Source organism: Sphingobium sufflavum (assembly GCF_021403115.1).
In the GTDB taxonomy this organism is placed as follows: domain Bacteria; phylum Pseudomonadota; class Alphaproteobacteria; order Sphingomonadales; family Sphingomonadaceae; genus Sphingobium; species Sphingobium sufflavum.
Window position 1 is genome coordinate 1 of record NZ_JAJSSH010000023.1, and the last position, 26982, is coordinate 26982.

General features: G+C 59.5%; 17 protein-coding genes. 10 read left to right on the top strand and 7 right to left on the bottom strand.

Translation table 11 applies throughout. The annotated features are described in order from the left end of the window. Window positions 1-524 precede the first annotated feature (524 nt). Genes LWE61_RS20075 through LWE61_RS20085 form a run of 3 tightly spaced genes read left to right on the top strand, consistent with a single transcriptional unit; the run spans window position 525 to window position 4871 of the window. Complete coding sequence (locus LWE61_RS20075) at window positions 525-1055, top strand: YfiR/HmsC family protein (RefSeq protein ID WP_234152427.1); 531 nt, start codon at window positions 525-527, stop codon at window positions 1053-1055. A 1-nt stretch (window position 1056) separates the two neighbouring features. Further along, entirely contained in the window at window positions 1057-3099 is a 2043-nt protein-coding gene (locus tag LWE61_RS20080) for a TonB-dependent receptor plug domain-containing protein (RefSeq protein ID WP_234152428.1), read from the top strand. 8 nt (window positions 3100-3107) lie between these two features. Further along, window positions 3108-4871, top strand: coding sequence for a methyl-accepting chemotaxis protein (locus tag LWE61_RS20085; RefSeq protein WP_234152429.1), 1764 nt, complete (start codon window positions 3108-3110; stop codon window positions 4869-4871). Window positions 4872-5110: 239 nt separating this feature from the next. Here the strand turns inward: LWE61_RS20085 and LWE61_RS20090 are convergent, their stop codons facing one another. Both LWE61_RS20090 and LWE61_RS20095 read right to left on the bottom strand, forming a co-directional pair. Then, entirely contained in the window at window positions 5111-7030 is a 1920-nt protein-coding gene (locus LWE61_RS20090) for a hybrid sensor histidine kinase/response regulator (protein ID WP_234152430.1), read from the bottom strand. 99 nt (window positions 7031-7129) lie between these two features. Continuing rightward, a complete protein-coding gene (locus LWE61_RS20095) occupies window positions 7130-7708 on the bottom strand; it encodes a PAS domain-containing protein (protein ID WP_234152431.1) in 579 nt (192 codons plus the stop codon). A gap of 1133 nt (window positions 7709-8841) precedes the next feature. Here LWE61_RS20095 and LWE61_RS20100 point away from each other — a divergent pair. Further along, on the top strand, window positions 8842-9516 hold the full coding sequence (locus tag LWE61_RS20100) for a hypothetical protein (RefSeq protein ID WP_234152432.1): 675 nt from the start codon (window positions 8842-8844) through the stop codon (window positions 9514-9516). 168 nt (window positions 9517-9684) lie between these two features. Here LWE61_RS20100 and LWE61_RS20105 read toward each other — a convergent pair whose 3' ends face one another. After that, entirely contained in the window at window positions 9685-10092 is a 408-nt protein-coding gene (locus LWE61_RS20105) for a MarR family winged helix-turn-helix transcriptional regulator (RefSeq protein WP_234152433.1), read from the bottom strand. Window positions 10093-10184: 92 nt separating this feature from the next. Here LWE61_RS20105 and LWE61_RS20110 point away from each other — a divergent pair, with 92 nt between their 5' ends. Further along, window positions 10185-11933, top strand: a complete 1749-nt coding sequence (locus tag LWE61_RS20110) for a chloride channel protein (RefSeq protein ID WP_234152434.1) — start codon at window positions 10185-10187, stop codon at window positions 11931-11933. 246 nt (window positions 11934-12179) lie between these two features. Here LWE61_RS20110 and LWE61_RS20115 read toward each other — a convergent pair whose 3' ends face one another. Beyond that, window positions 12180-12503 (bottom strand): hypothetical protein, encoded by a 324-nt coding sequence (locus LWE61_RS20115; RefSeq protein WP_234152435.1) that lies wholly within the window; start codon window positions 12501-12503, stop codon window positions 12180-12182. A gap of 391 nt (window positions 12504-12894) precedes the next feature. Here LWE61_RS20115 and LWE61_RS20120 point away from each other — a divergent pair, with 391 nt between their 5' ends. Then, on the top strand, window positions 12895-13707 hold the full coding sequence (locus LWE61_RS20120; protein ID WP_234152436.1) for an IS5 family transposase: 813 nt from the start codon (window positions 12895-12897) through the stop codon (window positions 13705-13707). A gap of 483 nt (window positions 13708-14190) precedes the next feature. Then, on the top strand, window positions 14191-16596 hold the full coding sequence (locus tag LWE61_RS20125) for a TonB-dependent receptor domain-containing protein (protein ID WP_234152437.1): 2406 nt from the start codon (window positions 14191-14193) through the stop codon (window positions 16594-16596). 571 nt (window positions 16597-17167) lie between these two features. Here the strand turns inward: LWE61_RS20125 and LWE61_RS20130 are convergent. The 3 genes from LWE61_RS20130 to LWE61_RS20140 all read right to left on the bottom strand — a co-directional run bounded on the left by LWE61_RS20130 (window position 17168) and on the right by LWE61_RS20140 (window position 21791). Then, window positions 17168-17413, bottom strand: a complete 246-nt coding sequence (locus LWE61_RS20130) for a hypothetical protein (protein ID WP_234152438.1) — start codon at window positions 17411-17413, stop codon at window positions 17168-17170. A 1243-nt stretch (window positions 17414-18656) separates the two neighbouring features. Then, on the bottom strand, window positions 18657-19235 hold the full coding sequence (locus tag LWE61_RS20135) for an outer membrane protein (protein ID WP_234152439.1): 579 nt from the start codon (window positions 19233-19235) through the stop codon (window positions 18657-18659). Window positions 19236-19721: 486 nt separating this feature from the next. Next, entirely contained in the window at window positions 19722-21791 is a 2070-nt protein-coding gene (locus LWE61_RS20140) for a FecR family protein (protein ID WP_234152440.1), read from the bottom strand. A 194-nt stretch (window positions 21792-21985) separates the two neighbouring features. Between LWE61_RS20140 and LWE61_RS20145 the strand changes: the two genes are divergently transcribed. From LWE61_RS20145 to LWE61_RS20155, 3 genes are all read left to right on the top strand, one after another. After that, window positions 21986-23626 (top strand): ShlB/FhaC/HecB family hemolysin secretion/activation protein, encoded by a 1641-nt coding sequence (locus tag LWE61_RS20145; protein ID WP_234152441.1) that lies wholly within the window; start codon window positions 21986-21988, stop codon window positions 23624-23626. A gap of 68 nt (window positions 23627-23694) precedes the next feature. Further along, on the top strand, window positions 23695-26001 hold the full coding sequence (locus LWE61_RS20150) for a putative bifunctional diguanylate cyclase/phosphodiesterase (RefSeq protein ID WP_234152442.1): 2307 nt from the start codon (window positions 23695-23697) through the stop codon (window positions 25999-26001). 442 nt (window positions 26002-26443) lie between these two features. Next, complete coding sequence (locus LWE61_RS20155; protein WP_234152443.1) at window positions 26444-26731, top strand: hypothetical protein; 288 nt, start codon at window positions 26444-26446, stop codon at window positions 26729-26731. Window positions 26732-26982 lie beyond the last annotated feature (251 nt).

The following is a 26982-nucleotide window of genomic DNA, read 5'->3' on the forward strand; positions in this document are numbered from 1 at the left end:
CAATATCAACATCCCGATCCCGCCGTCTGGTCATCACCAAACGGACGCAACTAAACCATCGAGATGGGGGTCCCTTTTAGACGCCGATCACCCCCATAACGGGGTCCTTTTTGCACGCCGATCCACACTTTTTGATCATCATACAAGCTACGGACTGATCCCGAAACGGACGCTCATTTAACGACCGGCGCCTCGCGGATAAAGCCACGCGATTTGAATCTTGATGCTTACGGGCCTCCGACTGCAGCTATATGCAAGCGAGATCATAGCGGTGTTAAGGCAGCTAAAGCATGAGCAAACTCCGAACGTACTGTTCGCTACGCGCTTGGCACTGCCCAAGCGCTTGTCGGCAGCCTGACTTTTTGTCGGGTCATCCCATGGAATTGTTGGACAGAACTGATACATTCCGAACACAGCCCAAATCAAGTTTCGTGCTGAATGCGAAATGAAATACAAAATTCCGATAACCATTTAATTACGTCTGACGGGGTAACATTACATCCAAACAAACCAGGGATGTGGTCGTGCCTTTCCGCTTACATCGCCGACTAGTAGTCGGCGCAACGCTGCTCTCTGCAGCGATTGCACCCGCACAGGCTGCCGACTTCAATGTCGCGGTCGCTGCGCGTGTCGTCTCATTCCGGCAGCCGGCGCCTGTCAAATTATTGACCGCGGCAATACTCTTCGACCCGGGCGATCCCGAGTCGATCGCCGAGGCCGCCGCCATCGAGAAGCGTGTCGGTGCCGGGATCGATACCGGCAAGACGCTTATTCGCGTCCGGCGCGTGCCCGTCTCTGCGCTCGGCGGTCTGTCAGGCGCCGACGTCGCCTTTGTGACCAGCAGCCTTCGCGATCATCATCAGGAGATCGCCGCGGCCGCGCAGAAAGGCGGCATTCTGACCATCACGTCCGATCTCGGCTGTGTAGTGGCAGCCCGCTGTGCCGTCGCCATAAGCAGCGGCTCGAAAATGCAGATCACTGTAAATCGCGCAGCCTGCAAGGCGGCCAGGGTCCAGTTCGGATCCGCCTTCCTGATGCTTGTCAAGGAACTATAATATGTCGCGCTTTCTCCATCGCGGCCGCGCCCTCTTTGCAGCGGTGGCCTTCCTGCCCGGCCCCGTGGCGGCTCAGGGCATAGACTATGCGGCACTCGGCGCCACATTCGGCGAACCAGTGACGACGAGCGTCACGGGCAAGCCCCAGCGCGCTTCCGAAGCGCCCGCTGCGCTCACGATCATCACCCGTGAACAGATTGAACATTCGCCCGCGCGCGACATACCCAGCCTGATCAAGAGCTATGCCGGTATCGACGTAAACCGTTGGACTGCGGGTCAAAGCGACGTGGCCGTGCGCGGCGGCGTGCAGAGTTACAACCCCAGCATCCTCGTCATGATCGACGGGCGCCAAGGCTATCTCGACCATTATGGCATGACTAACTGGAACCTGTTGGCGATTGAACTCGAACAGGTTCAGCAGATCGAGGTTGTGCGCGGCCCGGCCAGCGCCATCTTCGGCTTCAATGCCGCCAATGGCGTCATCAATATCATAACCCGCAGCTTGACGAAGGCCCGGCTCGACGGCACTGTGGAGGGAGGCGACAAGGGCTATTCCCGCCTCAGCCTGGGCGGTGCGCTGCCGGTCGGGGAAGCGGTCGATCTGCGTCTGTCAGCGGGACGGCTTCGGGAGGACGAGCGGGCCATTCCATCCGGCTATTATGCCGCCCGCAACTTGGGCCCCGCCGTCGAACGCGACCACCTCGCCGGCAGCATCACCGCGCGGCCCATCGCGGGCACGGAGATCGTGGTCAATCTAGCCTATGCCCGCAATCGCCAGCAGGAATATGTGGCCAGCCCCACACTCGGGCAAGTCGATACCAAGATGGTGACCGCCGGACTTGCGCTCAGCCATGACATGGGCTGGGGCAACATAAGCGGCGAAGTTTATGCGACGCATTTCAATTTCGAGAATTGGGCGGACAGCAGCCAGCCGGGCGCGACGGTGAGTATCAGTACGCGCCTGAGCAATGCCGCACTGACCGCCAAAAGCTCGCTGCTCACCCGACTGGGATCGGACACGACCGTACGGTTCGGTGCGGAATATCGCAGCAATCGCATGCGCGGCGCCATCCTCTACTCCCCGACGATCGGCTATGACGTCTGGTCGGCAAGCGCCATGATCGATGCCCATCCGGCCGATGGAATAGCTTTGACTGGGGCACTCCGCGCCGATCATCTCATTCTGACCCAAAGCGGCTTGCCCAATTCCCCGGTCCTCTTCGATCCGGTGCAGTTCGAGCGCAGCCTTACGACGGTCAGTTTCAACGCCGCCATGCTCCTGTCCGTGGGTGACGAAGGACAACTGCGCATCAACGGGGGCAGGGGCTATCAATCCCCGTCGCTGCTTGCTCTCGGCATCCACGTACCGGCGGAACTGGCGATGCTCCCGCTGCCGGTGGTCGCATCCGGGGATCCGTCGATACTGCCCGCGGAGGTGTGGAGCATCGAGATTGGCTATGCTCGGCCGATTGTCGCGGGAATCCGGGCTGACGCCAGCCTTTTTTACATGCACAGCCGCAATCCGATCGCGCTCGCCAACCAGACCGTGGAGATGGTGGTCGGACCTACGGGTCAGGCGGCCTTCGGCATCTTCTTCGCCAATGTCCTGCCGATCACCTCCTATGGACTTGAACTGTCCCTCGCGGCTGATCTCGGCCGCTGGAATGGGCGGGTCAATTATAGTTGGTTGCATAGCGAGGATGACGGGATGAGCGCACAAGGCGGGATCTCTCATTTCCTCAATGCGGCCGATGCCACGCCGCGGCACAAGGCGAATGTACAAGTCGGTTATGACACGGGCCGCTGGTTCGGTACTGTCGCCGCCCGATATACGTCCAGAACCTATCAACTCGCGCCTCTCGCTACGGTCAAGCCTGTCAGAGTAGCGGATACCGTGGGCATCGATGCCAAAGTCGGCTTGCGTCTCTCCGGGAAGATGACGGTCACGCTCGCGGGCGAGAACCTCACCAAGGTGCGCGGTACAGCAGGATCGCCAATCTGGGCGGACCGACGCGTGCGAGCAGGCCTGATCTTTTCCCTGTGATGCGACGGATGCCTTTCCTGGAACGGGTGCAGCCCTGGGCGCGGCTTGCCGATCGATCGCTTTTCGTGAAATTCGCGATAGCCCCGGCCGTCATGCTGGTCCTGCTGCTGCTGGCGGCTACGCTCAGCATCGGCGCGCTTTTGCATGCGCAGAGCAGCACGGCCCAGATCGTCGGGTCGGACATGCACAAGATCGCCGCCCTGACAGAGATCGCGGCCCGCTTCGAGCGAGCCGACGGCGACCTGTACCGCCTTCTCGTAAGCAAGGCAGCCGGAGCGCCGGGGGTGGACGTTCCGGTTCAGGCAGCCCGGATCAAGACCGAACTGAACCGTGTACATTCGGATCTCACGCGGCTGCGTGGGAACGTCGGCGACACCCCGACGGTCGATCATGCGCTGAAGGAGATCAAGGGATATAGCGAGTCCGTCGATGTAGTGACCGCGATGCTGGACGTCGACTTCGCGGCCAGTGCCACGATGCTGGCGCCATTTCGCGAGAACGCCCGCAGAGTGGTGAGCGACGTCAAAGGCGTGGCAGAAGCAGGCATTTCGGAAGCGGACGCCCACGCTGCCATTATCTCGGGACAAATTCGGCTGATGGTCATCCTGGTCATTGTGACGACCGGAGCCGTCGCGATACTCGGCCTCCTGCTCACCCGCGCGATCGGGCGCGCGACCGTACACTCAATAACCCAGATCGCGACGGCTACTTCCTCGCTCGCCGCCGCCAATTATGACATCGACCTCGATAGGCTGGACAGAGGCGACGAGCTGGGAGCGGTTGTTGGCGCCCTCAAGACTTTCCGCGCGCAGGCCATAGAAAGGAACAGGCTCCAGCAGGAGAAGGCTGATCTGCAGGATCAGGCCAGGCGGCACGAGGATCAGCAGCGAGAAGCACTCGACCATGCCCGGTGCGAGGCCGAACAGGCGCGGCAGGCCCAGCTTCAGCATCTTGCCGTCGAATTCGACAGACAAGTCGCCACGATGATCCGTTCGGCACAGGATGCCATGATGCGGCTGGACGGCAGTCTCGCGTATCTGGACACTTCGGTATCTGCCAACCGGACTCTTGCGACTGAATTGGAGCAGGTCGCAGCATGCTTGTCCGACGAGATGGACAGCGTCGGCGCGGCGACGGACACGCTCACCGCGTCTATCCGGCGCATCGACGACGAGGTTGAGGAAACCAACCAGATCGCCCAGTCCATTTCCAATTGCGCCGCCGTTACGAAAACAGCGGTGGCTGCATCTATGAACAAAGCGGTCGATGTCGAGCAGATCGTCAGTGTCATTGACGATATTGCCCGCCAGACGCAATCCTTGGCTTTGAACGCCACAATCGAGGCAGCGCGAGCGGGTGAAATTGGCCGCGGCTTTACGGTTGTAGCGGGTGAGATCAAATCCCTGTCCAGGCGTACGGGGGGATCTACGCAAGACGTACGAAAGCGTGTCGGAGATATTCAGACGGGGATTGGCCGACTGGTCGAGGTCACGTCAGAGCTTAGCGGTCTGATAGCGTCCATGAATCGCGTTGCGTCTCACGTCGCGGGCGCCTCAGCTACCCAGGTCGGATCCATCGACGAAATAGAACAGCGTCTGGGAACGGTTCGGCGTCGCACGGAGGCCCTGAATCAGGCGAGTAGCGCAATCCGCACGCAGGCTTCCGGTAATCATAATCTCGTTCAGGATCTGCGCTCTGCCAGCGCGTTGTTGCAAGAGAGCCTTGGCGCTCTCGGGCGCGATGCTCAGGCTTTTACGGTACAGTTGAAATAAATAGTCGCTGAAATCAGGGTGAATGGGTGGCTGTCTGCCCAAGGTAGACCCTTGGCGATCAATGTTCGATGCCCAGCGCCCGACCGTCTGGTTCGGAGCCATCAAGGAATCGACGCGCGACCTATCGGCCCAACTGCTTCCTGCGACATTTTGCGCGCCGCGCCCTTAACAGCACCAACCTGCGTTCCCTGGCACTGTCGTCCTCGAGGTGGCTGAAGCGCCCTTTACTAGCAGAAGCCTCAAAAATTTCGTTCAGCCGAGATAGCGGACGTTGTGATGAGCTCACGTATCGCCGCGCTCAGCGTCTCGGCGCCGTAGGGCTTCGCCAAAACGCGCAAATGAGGTTGCCCCTCTCCTACGAGCTGCTCGCTATACCCTGTCGCTAAGAGGACCGGAAGTTCGGGCGCGCGAATGTGCAATTGCCTGGCAAGGTCGATACCGGTGAGGCCGGGCATCACGATGTCGGAGAAGACCAGGTCGAACGATCGCTCCTGGATAAGTGCCAGGGCTCTTGTCGCGTCAGTCGCGCACACCGTCTGGCAGCCGAGATCATTCAATAATTGCTCGGCAAACTGAAGAACCTGAATATTATCCTCGACCAGAAGCACCCGGAGGCCGGAAGGGATGGAGGCCAGCTCGCCTTCCCGCTCCTTCACAGCCGGCTCCTTGTCGACCCTGGGAAGGATGATGGCGAGCGTGGTGCCCAATCCGATGCGCGAACTGATCTGGGCGATCCCGCCAGCCTGGGCGGCGAAGCCATGGATTTGGGATAATCCCAGCCCTGTTCCCTCGCCGATCGGCTTGGTCGTAAAAAATGGTTCGAAAACTCGGGCAATCGTCTCCTCTGACATACCACCGCCGGTGTCGGTGATGTCGATCGCGACTGCCGCATGCCCCTCGTGAACGACGTCGCGTGTTTCGATCAGAAGTTGACCACCCTCAGGCATCGCATCGCGGGCGTTCACTGCGGCATTTAACACAGCGGTTTCTAGTTCAGTAGGGTCGACCTCAACGCAGGCATTCTTGGCCGATGCCTTTACTGCCAGCGTGATGGCGCTCCCGAGCGATCGGGACAGAACCTCGCCCCACGCGTCAAGATGGATATTAAGATCTATGACCTCGGGCCGGATGGCGCGGCGACGGCTGAACGCCAGGAGGTGACTGGTAAGGGTGGAGGCCCGTTCAACCATCTTCGAAATATTATCAAGATAGCGCACCCGCTTTTCCTCTGCCAAATCCGCCTTCCTGAGCATTTCAGCTGCCCCCCCGATGACGGTCAGCAGATTATTGAAGTCATGAGCGACGCCGCCGGTTAGTTCACCGATCGCCTGCAGCTTCTGTGCCTGCAGGAGCGCGCTACGCGTTTCCTCCAGCTCCTCCTGTGCCCGGCGTTTGTCGGTTGCGTCCCGGGTAACTTTTGCAAAACCGACATGCTTTCCACCTTCATCGTGGATTGGATCAATCAGCACATTGGCCCAGAAAAGCGATCCGTCCTTGCGAACGCGCCATGCCTCGGTCTCATATTTGCCCTCAGCTAGCGCGGTCGCCAGCGCTCTTTCGGGAGCGCCACCGACGCGATCATCATCCGTGTAGAAAATGGAGAAATGCTCCCCGACCACCTCGTCGGAGCTATAGCCTTTTATAGCGGCGGCACCGGTGTTCCAGTTGGTTATGAAACCATCGGTATCCAGCATGTAGATTGCACAGTCCTTGACGCCCTGGACCAGCAGCCGAAAACGCTGTTCTGCTTCGAATAGAGCGAGCTCCCTCTCGCGCCGTTCGGTGATGTCGCGGCTGATTTTGGCAAAGCCCATCAGCTCTCCGGCTTCGTTCCTGATCGGATCGATGATCGAATTGGCGAAAAAACGGGTTCCGTCCTTCCGGATACGCCAACCCTCCGCTTCGAACCGGCCCTCTGCGGCGGCGACGTGTAATGCCCGCTGCGGTAAAGCTGAGGAGCGATCTTCAGGGGTAAAGAAACAGGAGAAATGCTGGCCGACGATTTCGTCAGCCGTGTAGCCCTTCGCCTTCTGAGCGCCACTATTCCATGTCGTGATCCGGCCCTCCGGATCTAGCATGTAGAGGGCATAATCCGTCACCGCGTCGACAAGCAGCTTAAATTTGGCTTCGGCGCCGCCGGGCAATCCAGAATTCGTCAAGCGACATCCTTATCAAGCCCCCCGGCCTGCTACCCTAGACTTAAGTCCATATCGGATCGTTGACGGTTCGCAAGCCATTTGGAGAGGTCTTGCCTTAGGTTAAAGGCCCGCTTCTATGGCGATCCGGATGGCCTCAGTCGAGGTCTGCACGCCGAGGCGCTTCACTAAAGCGCCACGATGCATCTTTACGGTCTTGATAGACAGGCCGAGCTTTTTCGCGATCTCGGCGTGGCGTCTGCCGCGCGCCATTTCCTCAAGTACCCTCAGCTGCTGAGGGGGTAAGTCAGCTAATCTTGCGTTGGCTTTAGCGAGGTTCCGGGTTTCACCATCCACTATCAACTGGGTGCCTAGGAAGAAGGCAAGGATCCCATTGTCGTCGTAGACCGGCGCAATCATCACGGCGTTTTGGAACGGTTGACCATCTTTTCGATAGTTGACCAAAGTGACGAATGCGGGTCTTCCGGCATCGACAGCCTGGCGCAAGATAGCCCGAGAAGCAGGGCAGGTCTCGGCCCCGGAGAGCATACGGCAGTTGCGGCCGATTACTTCGGACGCCTCATACCCGCTCAGCCGTTCGAAGGCGTCATTGACGGCGATGATGGCATTGGCGGCTATCGCATCCGTTACGATGGTAGCAAGGGGCGAATGACGGATCGACCGTATCAGCTCCTCACGCAACCTCTCATGACGAGAGGCCGAACCAGTAGATGGCGCCATCTGCTCAGAGGGGTCTGTCACCTGTACGTATAAGCAAGGCATATGATGGTAACCGGGTTGGCCGATGGTCTGGAGCAGAGAGAGGATTCCGATCCGAACAGAAGCCGGTAAGCATCAAGCCCTTCTCGAAGGCCTACCTATCAGATCGCGGACATTAAGGCTATGATATCGACGTTCAAACAGGCTATCCAAGCCTCACGTAGGCAGCGGCCAGAACGGAGACTGCCGGTGTTCGTCATAGCCAACCTCTACCAGCATATCAGCCGCTGCTGCCCTCCAGGCGCCGCAGGAAGCGGTCTGACACCCTGTCCCCGCACTACATCGGCCCGTCCGGCGCAGACCGGGGGGCTATCCGGCTGTCTATGGGAGGATTATGACCGGTTTGGAATCAGCATTCGCCCCTGCCCCTGACCTGATTGCGTGCATCCGAGAGGGTAGGCACCCAACCGTCCAGGAGCTGTACCGCGTTGCAGACCGCATCCAGCGAGAGGTACTCGGGCATCAATCAGCGTTTGCCTGGCAATGGAGCGTGGACAATGCGATCAGTAAAGCCTTCGCGTTCAGGGTGGCTCAAACTGCGCTGGCGGGTAATGGAGAAAGCAAAATTGCTGCTCAGCCTGCGGATCCGTGCGATACGTCGCGATCGCCGCGAGATCGCCAACCACAGCGCCGCACAGTGGCACAAATATAGACCTAATCGTCTCGCTTGAGGCCATCGGCCCGTCATAAATCTCACTTGATGTCAGGTGTCCACTCCACGTAGCTTACGGCGACGTGTTTCAGCGGGCGAGTTCGCCGTTGGCGAGAAATTTCCAGATGACTTGCGGGGCGCCTTTATCACTTTTTGCGCGGGAGTAGTGGGACCGGGTTCTGGCAGGTTCAGGGCAGCCCTAAGCCGCTCTAGCCGGTAGTTTCTGCTTGGGGGCATGATGGTCATCCCGAAAAAACAAGGACCGCACTTACCGCCGCAAAGCTGTACTGTCTGCGAGTGAGACGCGGAAGCAGAAATTCCTATGGAGAGATTTAGGTGCGCGGCGTAACCCAGCGGAACTATGCTTGTTTCCATGGTCCTTGCGAGACAGAAACCGCACATTATGATTGAGTTTCACGCCCCAGCTGACTCCTCAGAATTGGCACTATCCCCGCTCCATCGTGCGGCAGTGCTTACGTTGCGCCATCTGGTCGAAACCGGTCCAATCGGCCTCACACCCAACAGGGCGCTGAAGCGCTACTTCGTTACCTGGGCCGCCGAAGCCTTCAATTGGCCCGGCTACACCGCCGCCGAACTTTATGCGATCAACAAAACCCTGAACGAACAAGACTTCCCACCTTTGGCCGTTCTGCATGATTTGTTGCTAGCTGCCAAGCTCACTCGCCACCGCAAAGGCTTCCTGCACATAACCAGGGTGGGCAAGGACCTGTTAGAGCACCCCGCCAGCCTCTGGATCACCCTCAGCCAGCATCTGCTTCTGTCATCCGGTTACGATGGCATGCTGGAAATCGAATGGGTTTCGATTCTGAACGCCCTGAATGTGGAAGCTCATTCAGGCGTCACGAATAAGCAATTCTCCACCAGACTGATGGGCAGCGATAATGACCGATATTTTGAATCGCTCGTCTATGTGCATATCCTGCGACCCCTCTGCTGGCTTGGGCTAATGCATGAAAGCCGGACAGATCGAACTGAGCGTTTGTTCACCAAGACAGCGCTCTGGCCCCTCAGCTTGAAATTCGAGGGTAGGGCACTGCCATCGGTCACGAAACATTGATGTGCTGGCCGCAGCGCCGAAAGCGACCCATTGCTGATGCTCAATGGCGATCGCGGCTTCCCCAATTGCGGACATATCGCTGAATACGTAAGCCGTGGACCGTTCAAGGGACGCCGCGGCTGTCGGTTAATGTTGGATTGTGTGGACCGGCGTGCGCGACCTCCGACGCTACAGCTCCATCTTCCCCAGCAGATCAATCAACAAAGGGCGCACGCGCAATATCTCCTCGCGATGTGTGACGCTGAGCGTCTCCAGTATCGAATGCGCCTGTTGAGTTAATTCGAGCTGTGCCTGTCGTCTGTCATGCGCAGACCATCTCCGCGTGACGAGTCCAAGAGCCTCTAGCCTGTCCACTAAACCTGTTGCGCTATGCGGCTTCAGAATCAAACGCTCTGCGACATAACCCACTCCTGCAGTTCCTGCTGGTACGGCGCGAATGGCCAGCAAAGCCTGATGCTGCTGGGGCGTCAACCCGCATTCCGCCGCCCTCTTCTCGCTGAACGCTGCGAATTCGCGCAACGAGAAACGAAAGTCAGCGAGCGCGGCATAGTCATCATCGGTCAGGTCATTGGACATGATGCGACCCTACGCTGAAGGAGTGCGTTGATAAATATCGTATTGCGATATATAGGCGCCCTTACTCCTTGCCCACCCAGATTGTGAGTTTCATGACCTCTTCGAAATCTTCGTCCTATCGCCCATTGGGCGACCACAGCGCGGATTATCGCATGCTAATGCTCGCCGCCGCTGCCCTGATCGTCGGAACGGGGGGAGCTTTTGGCGCATGGGTGCTGTTGAAGGCTATCGATCTCGCCACGAATATCTTCTGGTTTGGCCGTCTGTCGGTCCAGCCAGCGGCGATCACGGACAATATGCTGGGCGTGGGTGTCGTAGCTATTCCTGTTATCGGAAGCCTGATTGTCGGCCTGATGGCGAGATTTGGGTCGGAAAAGATCAGGGGGCATGGCATTCCGGAAGCGATCGAGGCGATCCTCTATGGTGAGAGTCGCCTGTCTCCCAAGGTGGCGTTACTCAAACCCCTTTCCTCGGCCATATCCATAGGCAGCGGCGGCCCCTTCGGCGCCGAAGGCCCAATCATCATGACCGGGGGTGCGATCGGATCACTTTTCGCGCAACTCTTTCATCTCAGTGCGGCCGAACGCAAGACTCTCCTCGTCGCTGGCGCAGCGGCGGGGATGACCGCAATTTTCGGGACGCCGATAGCGGCGATACTCCTCGCCATCGAAGTTCTCCTGTTCGAGTGGAAACCGCGCAGCTTCGTGCCCGTGGTGATCGCAGTCCTTGCTTCGCTGCTCTGGCGTCCCGAACTGATCGACAGCGGCCCGCTCTTCCCGGTGCACCATGGCGTCTTGCTAGACGTCCGCTTGATCGGCATCGCTCTTGGCATGGGCGCACTCGCCGGATGTCAGGCGTCGCTTCTGTCCATGCTGCTTTACCGTATCGAGGACATCTTTGGCCACCTGCCCCTGCACTGGATGTGGTGGCCCGCGATTGGCGGCATCGCTGTGGGCATTGGCGGTCTTATCGACGCACATGTTCTGGGCGCGGGCTATGAGAGCATCAGGGGTTTGCTGGAAGGCTCCCTGACGGTCCGTGTCGCCCTGTCTCTGCTAATCGTAAAAGCGGTGGTATGGCTGATCGCGCTCGGGTCTGGGACATCGGGCGGCGTTCTTGCGCCCTTACTGATGCTGGGCGGCGCGCTGGGGTTTCTTATTGGGCATTTCCTGCCGGGAGGGGGCGCATTATGGGCGCTTGCGGGAATGGCGGGCACGATGAGCGGGGCGATGCGCGCTCCTTTGACGGCAGCACTTTTCGCTGTGGAGCTCACCGGCGATTTCGCGATGCTGCCACTCACGATCGCAGCCTCTGCCGCCGCATATGCCGTCAGCGTGCTTGTTATGCGCCGCTCCATCCTGACGGAAAAAATTGCGCGCCGGGGGCGTCATATCCTTCAGGAATATTCCGTCGACCCATTCGACTTCCTGCAGGCCGGCCAAGTGATGACGCCTGCCCCCGACACCCTGTTGGGTAGCCTCTCAGTAGTCGATGCCGGCGCCTTCTTTGCCAAAGGAGCGCTGTACAGGAGCTATCCCGTCGTAGATGAGGGCGAAAGGCTGATCGGTCTCGTCTCCCGGTCCGATGCCTTGCGCTGGCAGGTCGAAGGTGCCCCCGATCATGCGACACTGGCGGACGTGCTATCGGACGCATCACAGCCTTTCGGGACGCCCCAGGATCCTATCAGCCGGATAGCCGATCTCATGGTCGAGACTGGCGTTGGTCGCATTCCAATTGTCGATCCGGAGACGGGCCAGATCAAAGGCATATTGGCCCGGCAAGACCTACTCAAGATCCGTGCGGTCCATCACGAGGCTGAGCGTGACCGCAAAACGAGATGAATCTGGATGACTGTTGCCCCACTCGATAACGGGTTCATCGTCGTCCAGTGGCGGCTCCGCCCAATGCAGCGAGTGCCACACGCACGAGCATTCGTTTGTGGGCGAAGCTGAGTTTATCCCCAATCAAATACCGCATTCCCTCGTGCCAGATCCGCGAGGCCACCAAGCGCAGCTCATCACGATCGGGGCCGCGCTCTTCTGCGATGCAGCTAGTGATCGCTGGATAGCGATAATGGGATACTCGCGTCACGGGTCTCTCCTGAAGATCGCTTTCGTTCGCTTCCCTCTAAACTCTTTGCGGTTATTTTCTGATCGGCGCCAGGCACGGCCAGCGAACCACAAGGGCACAGCAGCGGCAACCGCATATGCCAGCGCAAGGGTTAAAAATGGACTGTGCGGAACGCCGACTACCACAGCCAGTGCGGCAATAGCGACGAGGATAAAGGCACTGCCCTCCGGGTGCCGGACCCGCAAGCAACCCTCCCAGATCATCCCGCAGAATATCGAAGCAGCGAGAAGGCTGCCGACGACCATGAAAACTGCCAAAATAGCTTCAAGGAGCATATTCATCGCACCTCTCCTGAGAAGCCTATATCGTACTACGACATAATGCGCAATTGAATCGTTGGGGGCGACTCAGGTCAGACGTGCCGAATGCAAAGAGCAGGTGATGCGCTATATGCCCGCAGGCTCAGTCAGGTGGCGCAATACCTTTTACTGGACGCCGTGACACCAAGCAAAAAAGACCCGTCGGATCAGCGACGGGTCTGAAGTTTGGGGGGAAATCTCGAACAAAAGTTCGCTTCCCCTTTATGATTGACCATGGTTAATAATATGTTGCTGTCGCTCTGGCGGGCAAAAGACGCGCGCTCAGAGGCTGTGTCGGAACGCTGATGTAACGGTGGACGATCGAGCTTCGATATGATTCCGAGGGGTTGCGACACCAACCTTGGAAGCCATCATGTGGAACCCGACCGCCCGCGCGCATCATAGCCGTGCAGGGCTTCGCTATGGAAGCGATCTTACCGACGCAGAATGGCATTTGATCGAGCCGTATTTACCCGCGCCATGCCAATGCGGACGGCGACGGCGTTGGCCGATGCGCGAGATTATCGAGGCTATTTTCTATTTGCTGCGGGCAGGATGTCCCTGGCGGCTTCTGCCCGACAGCTTTCCACCATGGCGCACAGTCTACCGCTGGTTCTGCACTCTGCGCGACGACGGGGTTTTCGAAAATCTCAACCACCATCTCGTCCAGATCGACCGCATCCGGACAGGGCGAGAACCGATGCCATCGGCGGCGGTCATCGACAGCCAGAGCGTGAAGACCACCGAAGCGGGTGGACCGCGCGGCTATGACGCAGGCAAGAAGATCATGGGCCGCAAGCGCCACGCTATGGTCGATACCGATGGTCGCGCGCTTCAACTGCTGGTCCATGGTGCCGACGTGCAAGACCGCGACGGCGCGGTGCCCTTGCTCAGGCAGTCCCGCCAGCGCCACCCCTTCGTCGAGCGCACCTATGCCGACAGCGCCTACAACAGCGACCGTGTCCGGGACGCCACCTCCGTCACGATAGAGATTGTCCGCAAATTCGCCGATCAGACCGGTTTCGTCGTCCATCCCCGACGATGGGTGGTCGAACGGACCTTCGCATGGCTCAACCGAAATCGCCGCCTCGCCAAGGACTTCGAGCGAACCATCAAATCAGCAACTGCGCTACTCTATGCCGCCGCTGCTATCGTTCTCATCAGGAGCGTCGCTCGTTACGCATGAGATTCAAGACAGGCTCTTAGGCAAGTGTGGACGGCTCTGGGTCAACAAGAAGGCAGGGGCAACTCCGTCGGCTCAGGTCGAGGCGCCCAAGTATCAGCATAATCCCGAAAAGAGCATGTCGATCCATATTGATCGATATCAAATCTTAGGACAGCTTAAAATTATTAAGTCACATATGCCATGTCCATTTCCAGCGTTGACCCTGCTCCTTGCAGCTGAGGAACGTGTCCAATCATGGGCGAATATCAGAAATTTCTGCACACTAAGTCGTTATGAGCGCTAATCAACGCGAACACGCCGTTCCTGCTGATAATTAGGCAGGATTTTCACGGGAATATGTTTAAAGAAAATTAACCGCGTCAAGCATATGCCGCCTCTGCAATGCGAATTTTCCAGAAGATTTGCAAAACAACGGGTGGAAATATGACAAAGATTTATCGTGATGCAGCCTTGGGCTGCACTTCGCTTTTTGTGATCGCGCTTGTGTCGAATGTAACTCCGGCAGTCGCTGAAACCAACGCGAAGCCGGTGACGGCATGGGATGCCAGCCGCGAGACTGACGACAGCGATATGGTCACGACGGGCGTGGCGCGTGGGCGCGATCGTCTGGATAGCGCGACGTCGACCAGCTCCCTCAAGGGTAATCAGATCGACACGCTGGCTCCGCGCTCGCTCGACGATCTGGTTCGTAACATTCCCGGCGTGCGCGTCGAAGGCGGCGTGGGCGACATCGGTAACAGCTACACCGTACGCGGCCTGCCGCTCGTCAGCGCAGGCGCCAAATATCTCCAGTTCCAGGAAGACGGCCTGCCCGTGCTGGAATTTGGCGACTTCAATGGCATCGGTGCCGACGCGTTCATTCGCGCCGACCTCAATCTCGCCTCGGTCGAATCCATCCGTGGCGGCTCCGCCTCGACCTTCACGTCGAACGCGCCGGGCGGCATCATTAACCTTGTGTCCAAGACCGGCGAGGTCGAAGGCGGCTCCGTGCAGGTTTCGGCGGGCGTCAACTATGACAGCAATCGCGTCGACTTCGACTATGGCGGCCATCTGAGCGAGAGCTGGCGCTTCCACGTCGGCGGCTTCTATCGTCAGGGCGAAGGCTCGCGCAACACCGGCTACAACGCCACCGACGGCGGCCAGGTCAAGTTCAACGTGACCAAGGAATTCGAGGGCGGCCACATCCGTTTCTACGGCAAGCTGCTCGACGACAAGACGCCCGTCTATAATGGCACTCCGATGGCCATTGGCGGGACGAACGCGAATCCGACCTACAGCGCGCTGGCGAATTACGACGCGGTCCAGGATTCAGTGATGTCGCGTAACATCACCGGCCTGACCACGACGGATGAGTCGGGCAACCCGACGAACCTCAACCTCCAGAGCGGCTATCGCGTCAAGTCGCAAAGCCTGGGCACCGAAGTCCAGTTCTCGGTCGGTGAGTGGAACTTCACCGAACGCTTCCGCTTTTCGGACATGTCGGGTTCCGCAGACACGTTCGACCCTCAGACCCAGATTGCCGCCAGCTGTTTCCTGAGCACCGCTTGCCTCAATCTCACCGGTACCAACAGCACGATCACCTACGCATCGGGTCCCCTGGCAGGCACGGCCATCGATCCGGCCACGCGCCTGTCCCTGACGACGGTCGGCCACACGAACATCCACAGCTTGCGTAATGTGGTGAACGACTTCCGCACCAGCCGGGTCTGGGAAGTCGGCGGCGGCGACCTGACCACCACCGCCGGCGTGTACAAGTCCTTCCAGAAGCGCGACGTCGATTATTTCGGCGCGGTCATCATCCAGACGCTGGATGGCAACGGCAATTCCGCGCTGGTGAACGTGCAGCAGACGGGTGGCGCCTATAGCTACAAGAACGGTATTTTTGCCCATAACGATGCTGTCAATGGCCGGACGCGGATGAACCTGGACTATAACGTCCTCGCGCCCTACGCCTCGTTCAACTTCCACAAGGGCAAGATCGCGATCGGCGGCTCGATCCGCTATGACCGCGACAAGGTCACGGGCCTCGTGGCTCGGCCGTCCACTAATGCGGCGGTCGACCTCGACCATGACGGTCAGATCAACCTGGCCGAACAGACGGTCTATATCGACGCGGGCACTTCAAGTTCGGTCAATTACCGGAACGATTATGTCTCCTATTCGGGCGGCATCAATTATCGCATGTCCGACTCCTTCGCCCTGTTCGCACGTCACAGCCTGGGTGGACGCGCCGACGCCAACGAGGTTTCGCCGACGCATGATTATGTGCGCCAGACCGAAGCCGGCCTGAAGTATCGCAGCAACGGCATCACGCTGAACTTGACGGGCTTCTATGCCACCACGCGCGGCACCTTCGCCCCGACCATCGCGGATACCTATGACGTCAAGAACGTCCGCGTGGTGTCTCGTTCCTACCGCACCTATGGTGCGGAGTTCGAAGGCGCGGTGCGCCGTGGGCCGTTCAGCGTCACCGGCAGTGCGACGCTGACTGGCGGCAAGATCACGGCTTCGACGGCACCCGCGCCGTCGTCGACGGGGGCTCCGTTCCTGCCGATCGGCACCACGCCGCGTCGTCAGCCCACGTTCCTCTACACGCTCACCCCGCAATTCGATATGGAGCGTGTGACGTTCGGCGCCAATGTGCAGGGCCAGACGTCCAGCTATGCCGGCGATGTCGACCAGCTGAAGATGCCAGGCTTCACCACCGTGGGTCTGTTCGCCCAGTATCGTCCGGTCGACCGGATCGCTCTCGGCGTGAACGTCTCCAACCTGTTCGACAAGACGGCGATCATCGCGGTTGGCACCGGCTCGATACCTTCCGCAGGCGTCGGCACGGTCCAGACCCTCTACGGCCGCCTGATCTCCGCCTCCGCGCGGTTCTTCTTCTGATAAAGACCCGGTCCGGCCATTCCGCACCCGGAAGTTGGCCGGACCGGGCAGTGTGCGGTCCTGCAAATCTGCAGTTCGGGGCGAGCAAAAAGCCCGCTCGAACGGCGACAATGGCGCAGCCACTCCTGTGCAGCATCGATCGTCCGCGCGCTTGCCAGCCTCCGCTTCCGCAACCGCTATCGTGCTCTTGTGGACGTCCAGTCCGACAGACTTCACCGTACTGCTGATAGCTCGCCTCCATTCCGGAGGTCCCGCGGACCAGCCCGACGCGACTTTGCCACTGCATATTACGAGACGGGGTTGGCCAGCCTCAGCCGATCATGTGGTCTAGCCAAGTCGGAGCCATGGGGCGACTGCCTTGGCGCTGACTGCCGAAGAGCAACATCGCTGGTGGATGGATTAGCGTAGCTCTACAGGTCCGCGCGCATAAGGAGCTCAACGCCTATGCGAAGGCTGGCATCAACGTTCCGGCCACGCTGACCGAATATAACACCGGACCCCCTCCACAGCTTGCAACGGCCAAGGAAATCCTCAGCAGCGTGGTTATAAGCCGCCCGTCGAGGGTGTCGCTCTAATTGAGTGTGGCATTGCCGCGCTGAGCGATGATCACATATTCCCGAAGCCGCCACCATTCCGCCGCAGTTCGGAGCGCGCCCTCTTCAACCAATCCACTATAGATTTCATCAAAATCCGCGATAGCGTGGTCGCCATGGCGTGAGACGAAATCGAGAGCCACATCGAGCATCAGGGTTGTCCCAGGTAAAGACATCGGCTTACCTCCCGCGATCATAATCCGGCTTTTCAGACGGTTAAGCACGGTATAGCCCCATTTTCCGGAGAGAGCTACACCCCCACCCTAGGCGAGAAATCGCCTCAGTAGCTCTCTCCACCGGGTGGTATCCGAAAGGTGCTCAACTTGCTTCCCGTGAGAAAAGCCGTGCAAAAAAAGACCCGTCCGCAGCCGAAGCTACGAACGGGCCAGCAGAACTCTTGGTCGTACGACTTTGAGCCCTTCGGGTCGCAAAGCCACATTAACCGAAAATGAACCAGTCGAATAGGACAGAATGGTCCCGCTTGGGTTTCCGAAATCACATAATATCGGACCTACTGGTCGATCTTGGCCTCATCATGGCGGTGCTGACCGGCGTTGCGAAACATCGATATCGACGCAAAAGTGAATACGCGCTTTGATAGGACATGTTGTTGTTAGTTTACGATGGGCGCATGTTCTTTCACAATCGTTCGAGAGGATTTCTGTGTGACGGAAGTTATTCCTTGGGACAGCGCTGCGGCAAATGATGACGGCCCATGCGGAACACTTCGAGAAGTCGTGCTTCGATGGAAAGGTATGGTCAGTCGCGATCATGAGGCCTTAACTGGCGTCACAATTTCATCGCCCCTTCTCCTTGAAGGATGGCCCGTAGCCCGAACTGAAATATCTCCGCAGGATCTTGACGAACTTGCGGATCGCATTAGTCGCCCTTGAACCTGGACCAGCGTTCGGCGGAGAGCGTCCGGTCTGCGCAGCGAAAAGAGTTGGGGTTTATATCTGCCGTGGGCCGGCGACCGACCGGCAGCTATCTCGCCCATTAGACAGTGGCACAGCATGACAGCGGACGGGCAGCTATACCCCTCTACCCGCCCGTAACCGGCCAGTCTGAAATCGGCCATGTGATGGCATATCTGAGCCCGAGGTTCCCCACCGAAAGAATGTCCGGTGTCGGTCAAGAAGCCGTCGTTCGCGGGAGGCATAGCGAACGGTCGCTTTGTCCCAGCTGCCGCCTACCGACGTCGACCCTTGCCAGACGCTCAGCCAGCAATCTTGAATGCCCAGAACCGGACATTCCGCTTCCTCTATGACCGCGCCTTCTCGCCATCCCGATCGTACGCAGCCGGGAAAGACGCAGCTCGCAAATTGTTGGCAGACCAGTCTGGGCTGAATATATCCGTCCCCTAGGAAACAGACGGTCTTTTGGCTTCTCAATTGGGCGCTGGATCGCAGAATCAATGAAAAGGGGTGCCCAGCTATTGCCGGACACCCTCAGAATCAGCGTTGCTGATTAGAAGCGGTAGCCAACGATCGCAGCAACCTGATGACGATTGAGGTTCACGCCTTCATACTTGCCATAGTCGGAGTAACGGTACTCCACACGGCCGGTCAGGCCGCGATAGGTTGTCTCGACACCGGCGCCCAGGCGATAACCATCAAGGTTCTCGCCAGACTTGATGTTCGTGCCGCCGGTGAACACGTTCGCTTCGAACCGGGCGTTTGTGTAGCCGCCCTTGGCGTAAACCATCAGGTTCTCGGTAACCTGACCGCCAAGACGTGCGCCAGCGTACAGATCACGGTCGGTGTGAATGCTGAGGTTAGCGACGTCATACTTGGTTTCGGAATCCGTGAACTCGCCCTCAACGCCGATCACCGCACCGCCCAGGTTCGCATCGTAGCCGATAACGCCGCCGTACAGCAGGCCTTCACGCTTTACAGATGGGCCAGCGGGGATCGAACCACGGACATTGTCATAGCCAAGAAGCGCACCGACGAACGGACCATTGAAAGGGTTCTTCTCACCGTCCTGAGCGAAAGCAGGCGTGGAGAGAGAGGCCGCCAAAGCAGCCGCTGCGAAAATCTTCTTCATGACGTTATTCCTTTATCTTGTTCCTTGCGGACGACGGCCAGATAGGGTCGGCGTTATTGGAATGGAAGAAGATAGACATCATTGCAGTTACTTAGGCGAAAACTGTTGTAAGTTTGCACCATCCTGAACGCTCTATTAATCGATGGTTGTTCGGCACCTCGGTCGGTCTCAGAATTTAGATCGACGTGCAGTTGCTTCCTCTCCCGGCGCCGATGACACGATGCGGGCGATCATAGCTGATGTTATCGGTTCGTGCCCCCATCAGCTGATTGCTCTTGCGATCTCCAGGAGGGATTAGGCCAGCAATGTAAGCCGGGCACAGTCGCCTCTGGGCCTTGTCCACCAGCCCGGCGAGGAAGGTTCAAGCTAGCGGTCGAGATCTTCGGTCCAGTCTATATCATTCACCAGCTCCTTCAAAAGCTGGCTGAGTATGGATCACCGAACCCTACCATGAGTATCCTAGAAACTACATCTGCTAAAGTAATGCTAGGTTTTTCCTTTAAGCGCGTCCTTAATCGCCTTGGCGGCATCCTGCGCATCCTTGCCAGTATCTTTTGCCAAGTCTGCGGCTGTTTGCGTCGCAGCTTTTGCCAGATCGTCAGCGATCTTTTTGGCTTCCTTTGCGGCGTCCTCAACCGCTTTCGCAGCGTCTGCCGCAGCTTTCGCTGCGTCCTTTTGCGCATCCTTCGCAGCCTTTTCCGCATCCTTGGCTGCTTTGTCGCTTGCTGCCTTTGCGGCCTCATCCGCGGCCTTGGCAGCATCCTTCATCGCCTTGTCGGAGACGGCGTCCTTAGCTGCCTTCTCGGCATCCTTGGCGGCTTTTGCGGCATCGGCAGCGGCTGCGTCACTTGCCGCCTTGTCCGCTTCCTTTGCCGCTTTTTCGGCATCCTTCGCCGCCTTCTCTGCGTCCTTTGCTGCCTGCGCGGTCGCCTTGTCGGCACTGTCCCTTGCGGCTTTCTCCGCCTCCTTGCTGGCGGCTTCGGCAGCGGCTGCAGCAGCCTTTGAGGCGTCCTTCATGGCCTTATCGGAAGCAGCATCGGTAGCATCCTGCGCAGCTTTTGCAGCATCGCGCGCTGCCTTATCCGCGTCACGAGCGGCCTGGGCGGCGCGCTCTTGCGCGGCGATGTCGCCCACCGCTGCCGCGGCTTGCTGCGCGGCCTGAGCCGCTTCCCGGACGGCCTGTTCGGCAGCGGCATTTGCAACGGCAGCGCGCGCTGCCTGATCCGCCTGCGCCGCCTCGGCGGCCCGGGCAGCTTGCGCAGCCTGTGCCGCATGTGCACTGGCCTCGGCTGCTCTGGCAGACGCAGCGGTTGCTGCATCCTCGGCAGTTCTGTCGGCCGCGGCGACAGCAGCCTGCCGGGACGCCTCGGCGGCAGCGGCGGCGGCGGCATCGGCCTGCGCCTTAGCCGCAGCCTTGGCCGCTCGGTCCGACTCTGCGCTCGCGACTTCAGCGGCAGCCGTAGCGGCATCGCGCGAAGCGGCGTCTGCCGTCACGGCTGCGGAGGCCTTCGCCGCCTCTCCCTTCACATTGTCCACGTCCGCCTGTTGGGCAAGCTGCGCCGCATGATCCGCCTCTGCGCTGGCGCGCTCGCTGGCGGCATTCGCGGATTCTGCGGCGCGACCGGCTTCCACCTGCTGTGCGGCGGTTGTCCTAGCCTGCGCATCATAGGCACCTGCCTGCTCGGTCGACATGGCCAGTTCGACGGCCTTGACCACGGTTTTCGACGATTCGGTCGCATTTCGCGACGCCGTCGCGACGTCCGCCATTGCGGTGCTCACCTCACCGACGATCGTGCCCGTCACGAGACCATCGGTCGCGGCCGCCAGCGATACCGGCGCGGCGTACACTGGCGTTTCAACGGCCTGAACCTCGTTCGCAGAAGCGATGGCTGGAGCCGCAGTTGCAGGTGGGGCCTCTGGCGTCACGTCGGCCTGCGCTGCGGGCGTTGCAGGGGGAGGCAGATCCTCGCCCTGTCCCTTAGCCGGCGAGACGATCACCTTGCTGCCATTCGGCCCTTCGATCTGGAGGCGGAACCGGTCGGCCGCCCCGACCATCGCAACTCCGCCGGGTGTAAGGAGATCATGCGCCCCGCCGTCGGGTGTTGCGACATCCACGGCGCCTTCCAGTACCTGCACGGAGGCGCCCGTCGCATTGACCGCGACGGTGAAGGTCGTGCCTTTCACGACGGCCGCCAGATAAGGAGTTTTTACCTCAAAATGCGGCGACATCTTCTTTTTTATCATGAAGACGACGTTCCCGAAATCCTGCATCACACGGGTCAGACCGGTCACCCTCTCATCCGTGGGCAGCCGTACCTGAGAGGCCGACGCCACCATGATGAACTCGCTGCCACGAACCAGCACAGCCCGTCCGCCGGGTGCCGTCGAAACGGTGTCGCCGGGGGCGACCGCGCCGCGCCGCACAGCTATGCGACTGATCCCATTGTGAGAAATCTGCACGTTTCCCGACGTTTCGCTGACCGTCCAAAGCGGTGTTCCTGCAAGTGCGGCCGACGAACAAGTCGCCGCCAGCAGACCAAGGATGTGCTTACGCATGAACTCTCCAGTGAACAGCGCAGCAATGCACTGAACGCCCTCTTCAGGGCTAGGGGCCTTTCAACTGGTTCCAGGATGTGGTTAGCAAAGCGGTAACCCACAGGTTAAGTTACAGATTTCCTAACCTTTTGGTCCTTACTGGCATGTGCGAGGCGTGGCTGCCGTAAGGAACAACAATGCGTAGATTTCCCGTCATGTTATCGATCACCGGGGGCGCGATCGCAATGACGCCGGCTGTTACTGCCGCACAGGTCGTGTTCGACCGTGCTGACCCCACGATCGGTGGCCGGACACTCCCAGTGCCACCGGCGCAAACACCCGATGCTCCGGCGCCGACGCTGCCGAGTGAAGCGTCCGCTGCAGTTGCGCCAGTTACGGGCACCATCATCCCGCGCGCCATCACCGTCAGTGGCGCGCCCGACATCGGACCGGCTGCCTTTGCGGATGTCATCGTGTCCTATGTAGGTCGGCCGCTGTCACGCGACGCTTTGTCGGAGCTTGCGGGCGCCATTTCCGCAGTTGCCCGCAAGCAAGGCTTTCCATTCGCGACCGCTATCATTCCGCACCAGCCAATGACGAACGGTGTGCTGCAAGTAACACTGGACCAGGGGCAGATCGATGCCGTGCGCGTGATCGGCGCGATCAACCCTGCCGCCGACCGCATCCTGACCACCGCGCTCGCCACGGGCAAGCCGACGCGCCAAGCAGACCTGGAACGCGCGATCCTGTTGGTCGGCGACCTGCCGGGCATCACAGTCAACCAAAGTCGGTTCATGCGCCAGGACGGCTTCGGCATTCTGCTCGTCACCATCAAGGAAAAGCGATTGTCCGCCTATGCGCAGCTCGACAATCGCGGCAGCAAGGAGATCGGGCCGATCCGGTCAACACTGCTCGCCAGTGTCGCAGGCATCGCCCAATCAGGAGACGAGCTTGGCCTGATCGTCGCGCAGACACCCCTACAACCCAGCGAATTTATCTTCCTAGGCGGCCGTTATGCCATGCCTGTCGATAGCGCAGGCAGCAGGGCTTCGATTTCCGCATCCTATGGCAGATCCCATCCGGGCGCTTCACTAAAACCTCTCGACGTCGTGGGGAAGAGTGTTGATGCGGCGGTGGGTTACAGCCGCGTCCTACAGCGTAGCCGCACCCATGATGCATCGCTCAATATGGAATTACGGACGATGCATATCCAGCAGCGTCTGGCGGGACTGCCGTTGCGGAACGACAAGCTGACGACGCTGACCGCTGGCGTGGATGCCGCTGACAAATTCGCCGGCGGCATATTGCGCAGCGAAGCAGCACTAACTGCCGGTCTTCCTCTGCCAGGAGTGAGCCACGAAGGAGACGTCATGATCTCGCGGGGCGATGGCGACGCGCGTTTTGTGACGGCGAATTATACGGTGAGCTGGACGAGGCCGCTGTCAAAGACTGTCAGCTTTATGCTGTCCTCGGCCGGCCAACTCGCGTCTCGGCCATTACTCGCAACAGCCGAGATTGGCGCTGGGGGGCAAAGTTTTGGCCGAGCGTATGATTATGCCGACAGGACCGGGGACCAGGGCGTGCTCGGCCTGTTCGAACTTCGCTACGACGCGAGCGCGATTATTCCGGGTATCGTCGACAGGTTCCAACTCTATTCCAGCATTGATGGTGGTTATGTCAGCAATCTGAGGGACGGCGCTGGCGGGGGATCGTTACTGTCCTCGTCACTCGGCGCGCGGCTCGGCAAGGGGCGCATCGACGGCATGGTGGAGATTTCCCTGCCGATGAATGCCGATCGCTTCGATACCCGCAACCGCGACCCCCGCCTCTCGATCCGTCTGGCCCGCGTTTTCTAAAGCGCGACTTGACCCGACGTTAACGGTCAGCGGCGCAGGATCGCCCCACAAATGCTTCGAAAGACGACATGAAGTCAGCTGCCCAGTCCTGGAAAAGCCCGCTCGGCATCGTCGCCGTAGCTATTGCGCTAACCGTCGCTGCCATCGTCACCGGGCTGGGCGCTACTGTGGAGCGCTTGGTCGAGCCTGCGCGCTTTGCAATGCTGCGGCACGACGCATCGGGTCAGCTGCTGGTGGTCGAGATGGACGCCGAGAGCGCTGCCGCGATCAAACGTTGGCCATGGCCGCGCGAATATTATGCCTCTGCTGTCGATCATCTCCTTCAGGAAGGAGCGAAAAGCATTGTCTTCGATGTCGATTTTTCATCATCCTCCACACCGGGGGGCGATGCGGCGTTCGCCCGCTCTCTGGCGCGATCGAGCGGGCTGGTGGCGCTCCCCACTTTTGCCCAGCGCACCCGGACCGGTGAACTGCGTTCGATAGATACCCTGCCGCTCCCCCTGTTTCGCCGCAACGCCGCGCTCGCCTCTGTCAGCATCGCGCCCGATGACGATGGAACGGTGCGGCAGGCGCCATTTGGCACGATCACTGCCGGGACGCCCCGCCCCTCCCTGTCCGCGTTCATCGCCGGGCGGTCTGGCCAAGCAGACAGTTTCTTTCCCATCGACTATTCGATACGCCCGGAGAGTATACCCCGCTTGAGCTTCGTGACCGTTAGCGACGGCCATTTCGACCCTGCCCTGGTCCGCGGACGAGCGGTCCTGATCGGCGCTACTGCGATCGAGATGGGAGACCGCTACGCTACACCGGGTTGGGGAGTTATCCCAGGTGTCATTGTTCAGGCACTGGCAGCAGAGACGTTGATCGAGGGGACGCCCGTCAGCGGATCGTGGGAAGTCAGTATCGCCGTTGCCGCAATGCTGGGACTTGTCCTGGCGCGAGCACGGAGTGCAATCGGGCTGGCAGTTGCGACGACCGCGTTTCTTCTGCTATTCTGCGCAATCGTCGTCGGGTTTCAGGCATTCACCCAGTGCAGCTATCCTATCGCTCCTGGCATTCTTCTGATCTTGTTTACAGCCGCCACGCGCGCACCTCGCATGATAATTGAGCGATTTCGCACTCAGCGACTTGTCGATGAGCAGACGGGTTTGCCTAATCGACCAGCGATGCTCGAAGCTTATCAAGCAGATCAACGTCACTATGTTGCGATCGCCGGTATTCACAACCTTGGCAGTGTGGCGGCGGTGATGGGCCCGTCTGTTACGGCTGAGTTCGTTTTGCGTATTGCGGACCGGCTGCGATTGGCTGCCAACGATGGTAGCGTTTTTCGGATTGGCGACAATCTGCTGGCCTTCACGCTTGGCACTCACGACGATGTGGAGGACGTGCTTCTGGGCCTTCGGGCCGTTCTTTTGCATCCTCTGGAAGCAGGCAATCGCAAAATCGACGCATCGATTACCGTGGGCGTTGCGTTGGTTGGAGCAGCCGGCATCGAGGTCGCGCTAACCAATGCGTTGCTGGCGGCGGAAAAAGCCTATGCTCAGGGTCGCTTCTGGATGGAGGATGACACAGATCTCGAGGATCTGGCGCAGTCCATCAGCCTGATGGGCGAACTGGATGCGGCCCTGTCCGGCGGCGAGGTGTACGTTCATTACCAACCTAAAATGTCGCTATCCGACGACAGCATCATCAGCGTGGAGGCGTTGGTGCGCTGGACGCATCCCCAGCGTGGCAACATCCGCCCCGACATTTTCATCCCGCTTGCCGAGCAGACCGGACGTATCACGCCCCTGACGCTGTATGTACTCGAGCAGACGATGCAGGATTTAGCGATATGGCGGGCTGCTGGTCATGACTTGACCGCTGCCGTCAATATCTCAGCGAGGCTGGTGGCGATCCCATCCTTCAACCAAAGCGTTCATGCAATGCTGGACAGAAATATTGTGCCCGCGACTGCCCTGGTTTTCGAAGTCACTGAATCTGCCCCGCTTGCTAACCCTGAAGCGGCAATAAAAGCACTGCAATATTTTCGGGCCCGTGGGGTCGGCATCTCTATGGACGACTATGGTACAGGCCAGTCTACCCTCTCCTATCTTCGAACCCTACCGCTGACGGAGTTGAAGATCGACCGGAGCTTCGTCGAAAACGCCCACCGCAGCAGAGCCGACGCCGCAATGGTTCGTTCGACAGTAGAACTTGCCCATGAACTTGGCATCAAGGTTGTGGCGGAAGGGATTGAAGACGTTGGATGTCTCGAATTTCTCCGTTCCGTCCGTTGCGACGTCGCACAAGGATATCTGATCAGTCGGCCGATCCCGGCTCGTGATATCGCCAGCCTGCTGAGCGCGCCCATTCACATCCCTGCAGCAGCGTGATTGAAAGCTACGTCACATCGCTGATGTAACGGCAGCCCGAGCGTAAATGCCACCGAAGCCGGTGGCCGCGCGGCTATGATTCAAGCAGGAATATAATGACGGAAGCCGATGTTATGGTCGCCACCTGTACGAATGTCGGTTTCCGAGCACGGGAAAAACGCACGCGAAAGGCAACAAGTGGCGCTTTCCCGCCGCGTCCGACCCATGTCAGTCATTCACGCGCCCGTTTGAGCTTCTCAGGTGCAGACCGTCCGGTTGTCCCTTATCGCACAGCGGAAAGCGGACATACCCACCAGCGCCAGGATCAGCGCCAATGGCAGGCTCAACCGGGAATAGTCGCTGAACCGATATCCCCCCGATGACCAAGAGGAACCATGGCGTCCTGCGTACCGTTTCCACCACGTAGGCTGTGAGAGGTCGCAATTCTGATTGGAGTTTAGCCATGAGCGGTGGTGAATATGAACCTGAGGATTCTCGGAATGTGACCGGCGCGGCCCATACCAAGGACGGACGCTGGAGCGGGGATAAGGAACCACCGGCCAAGACCGGTGAATATGAGCCAGCCGACTCCCGCAACGTGACCGGGACCGCCAAGACCGCTGATGGACGCTGGACGAACAAGGGCGAAGAAGTTGTGCCTGGCGTTCCTGACAGTCATCCCTTCACCGCTGAGGAAGCTGCCAAGAGCGCGGCGAAGTCACAAAGCAGCACCTCCAACGAAAGCAAATAAGCAACATCCTTGGTCTGGGTCTCGCCTCTATTAGCTGATTTCCGATCAGTGCCTTCTGGTGGAACTTGCGGCGCAGACAAACACTTCCTTTAAAATGCCTGTTTTGAAGGAGGAAGCGTTGAGCGGACCCGGCCGCTGGCCAAGCCAGCTCATCATCGTGCGCCACGGGCAAAGCGCCGGGAATGTCGCGCGCGATGCAGCACATGAGGCGGAGGAGGACCGCATCCCCCTGTCCATCCGCGATGCTGATG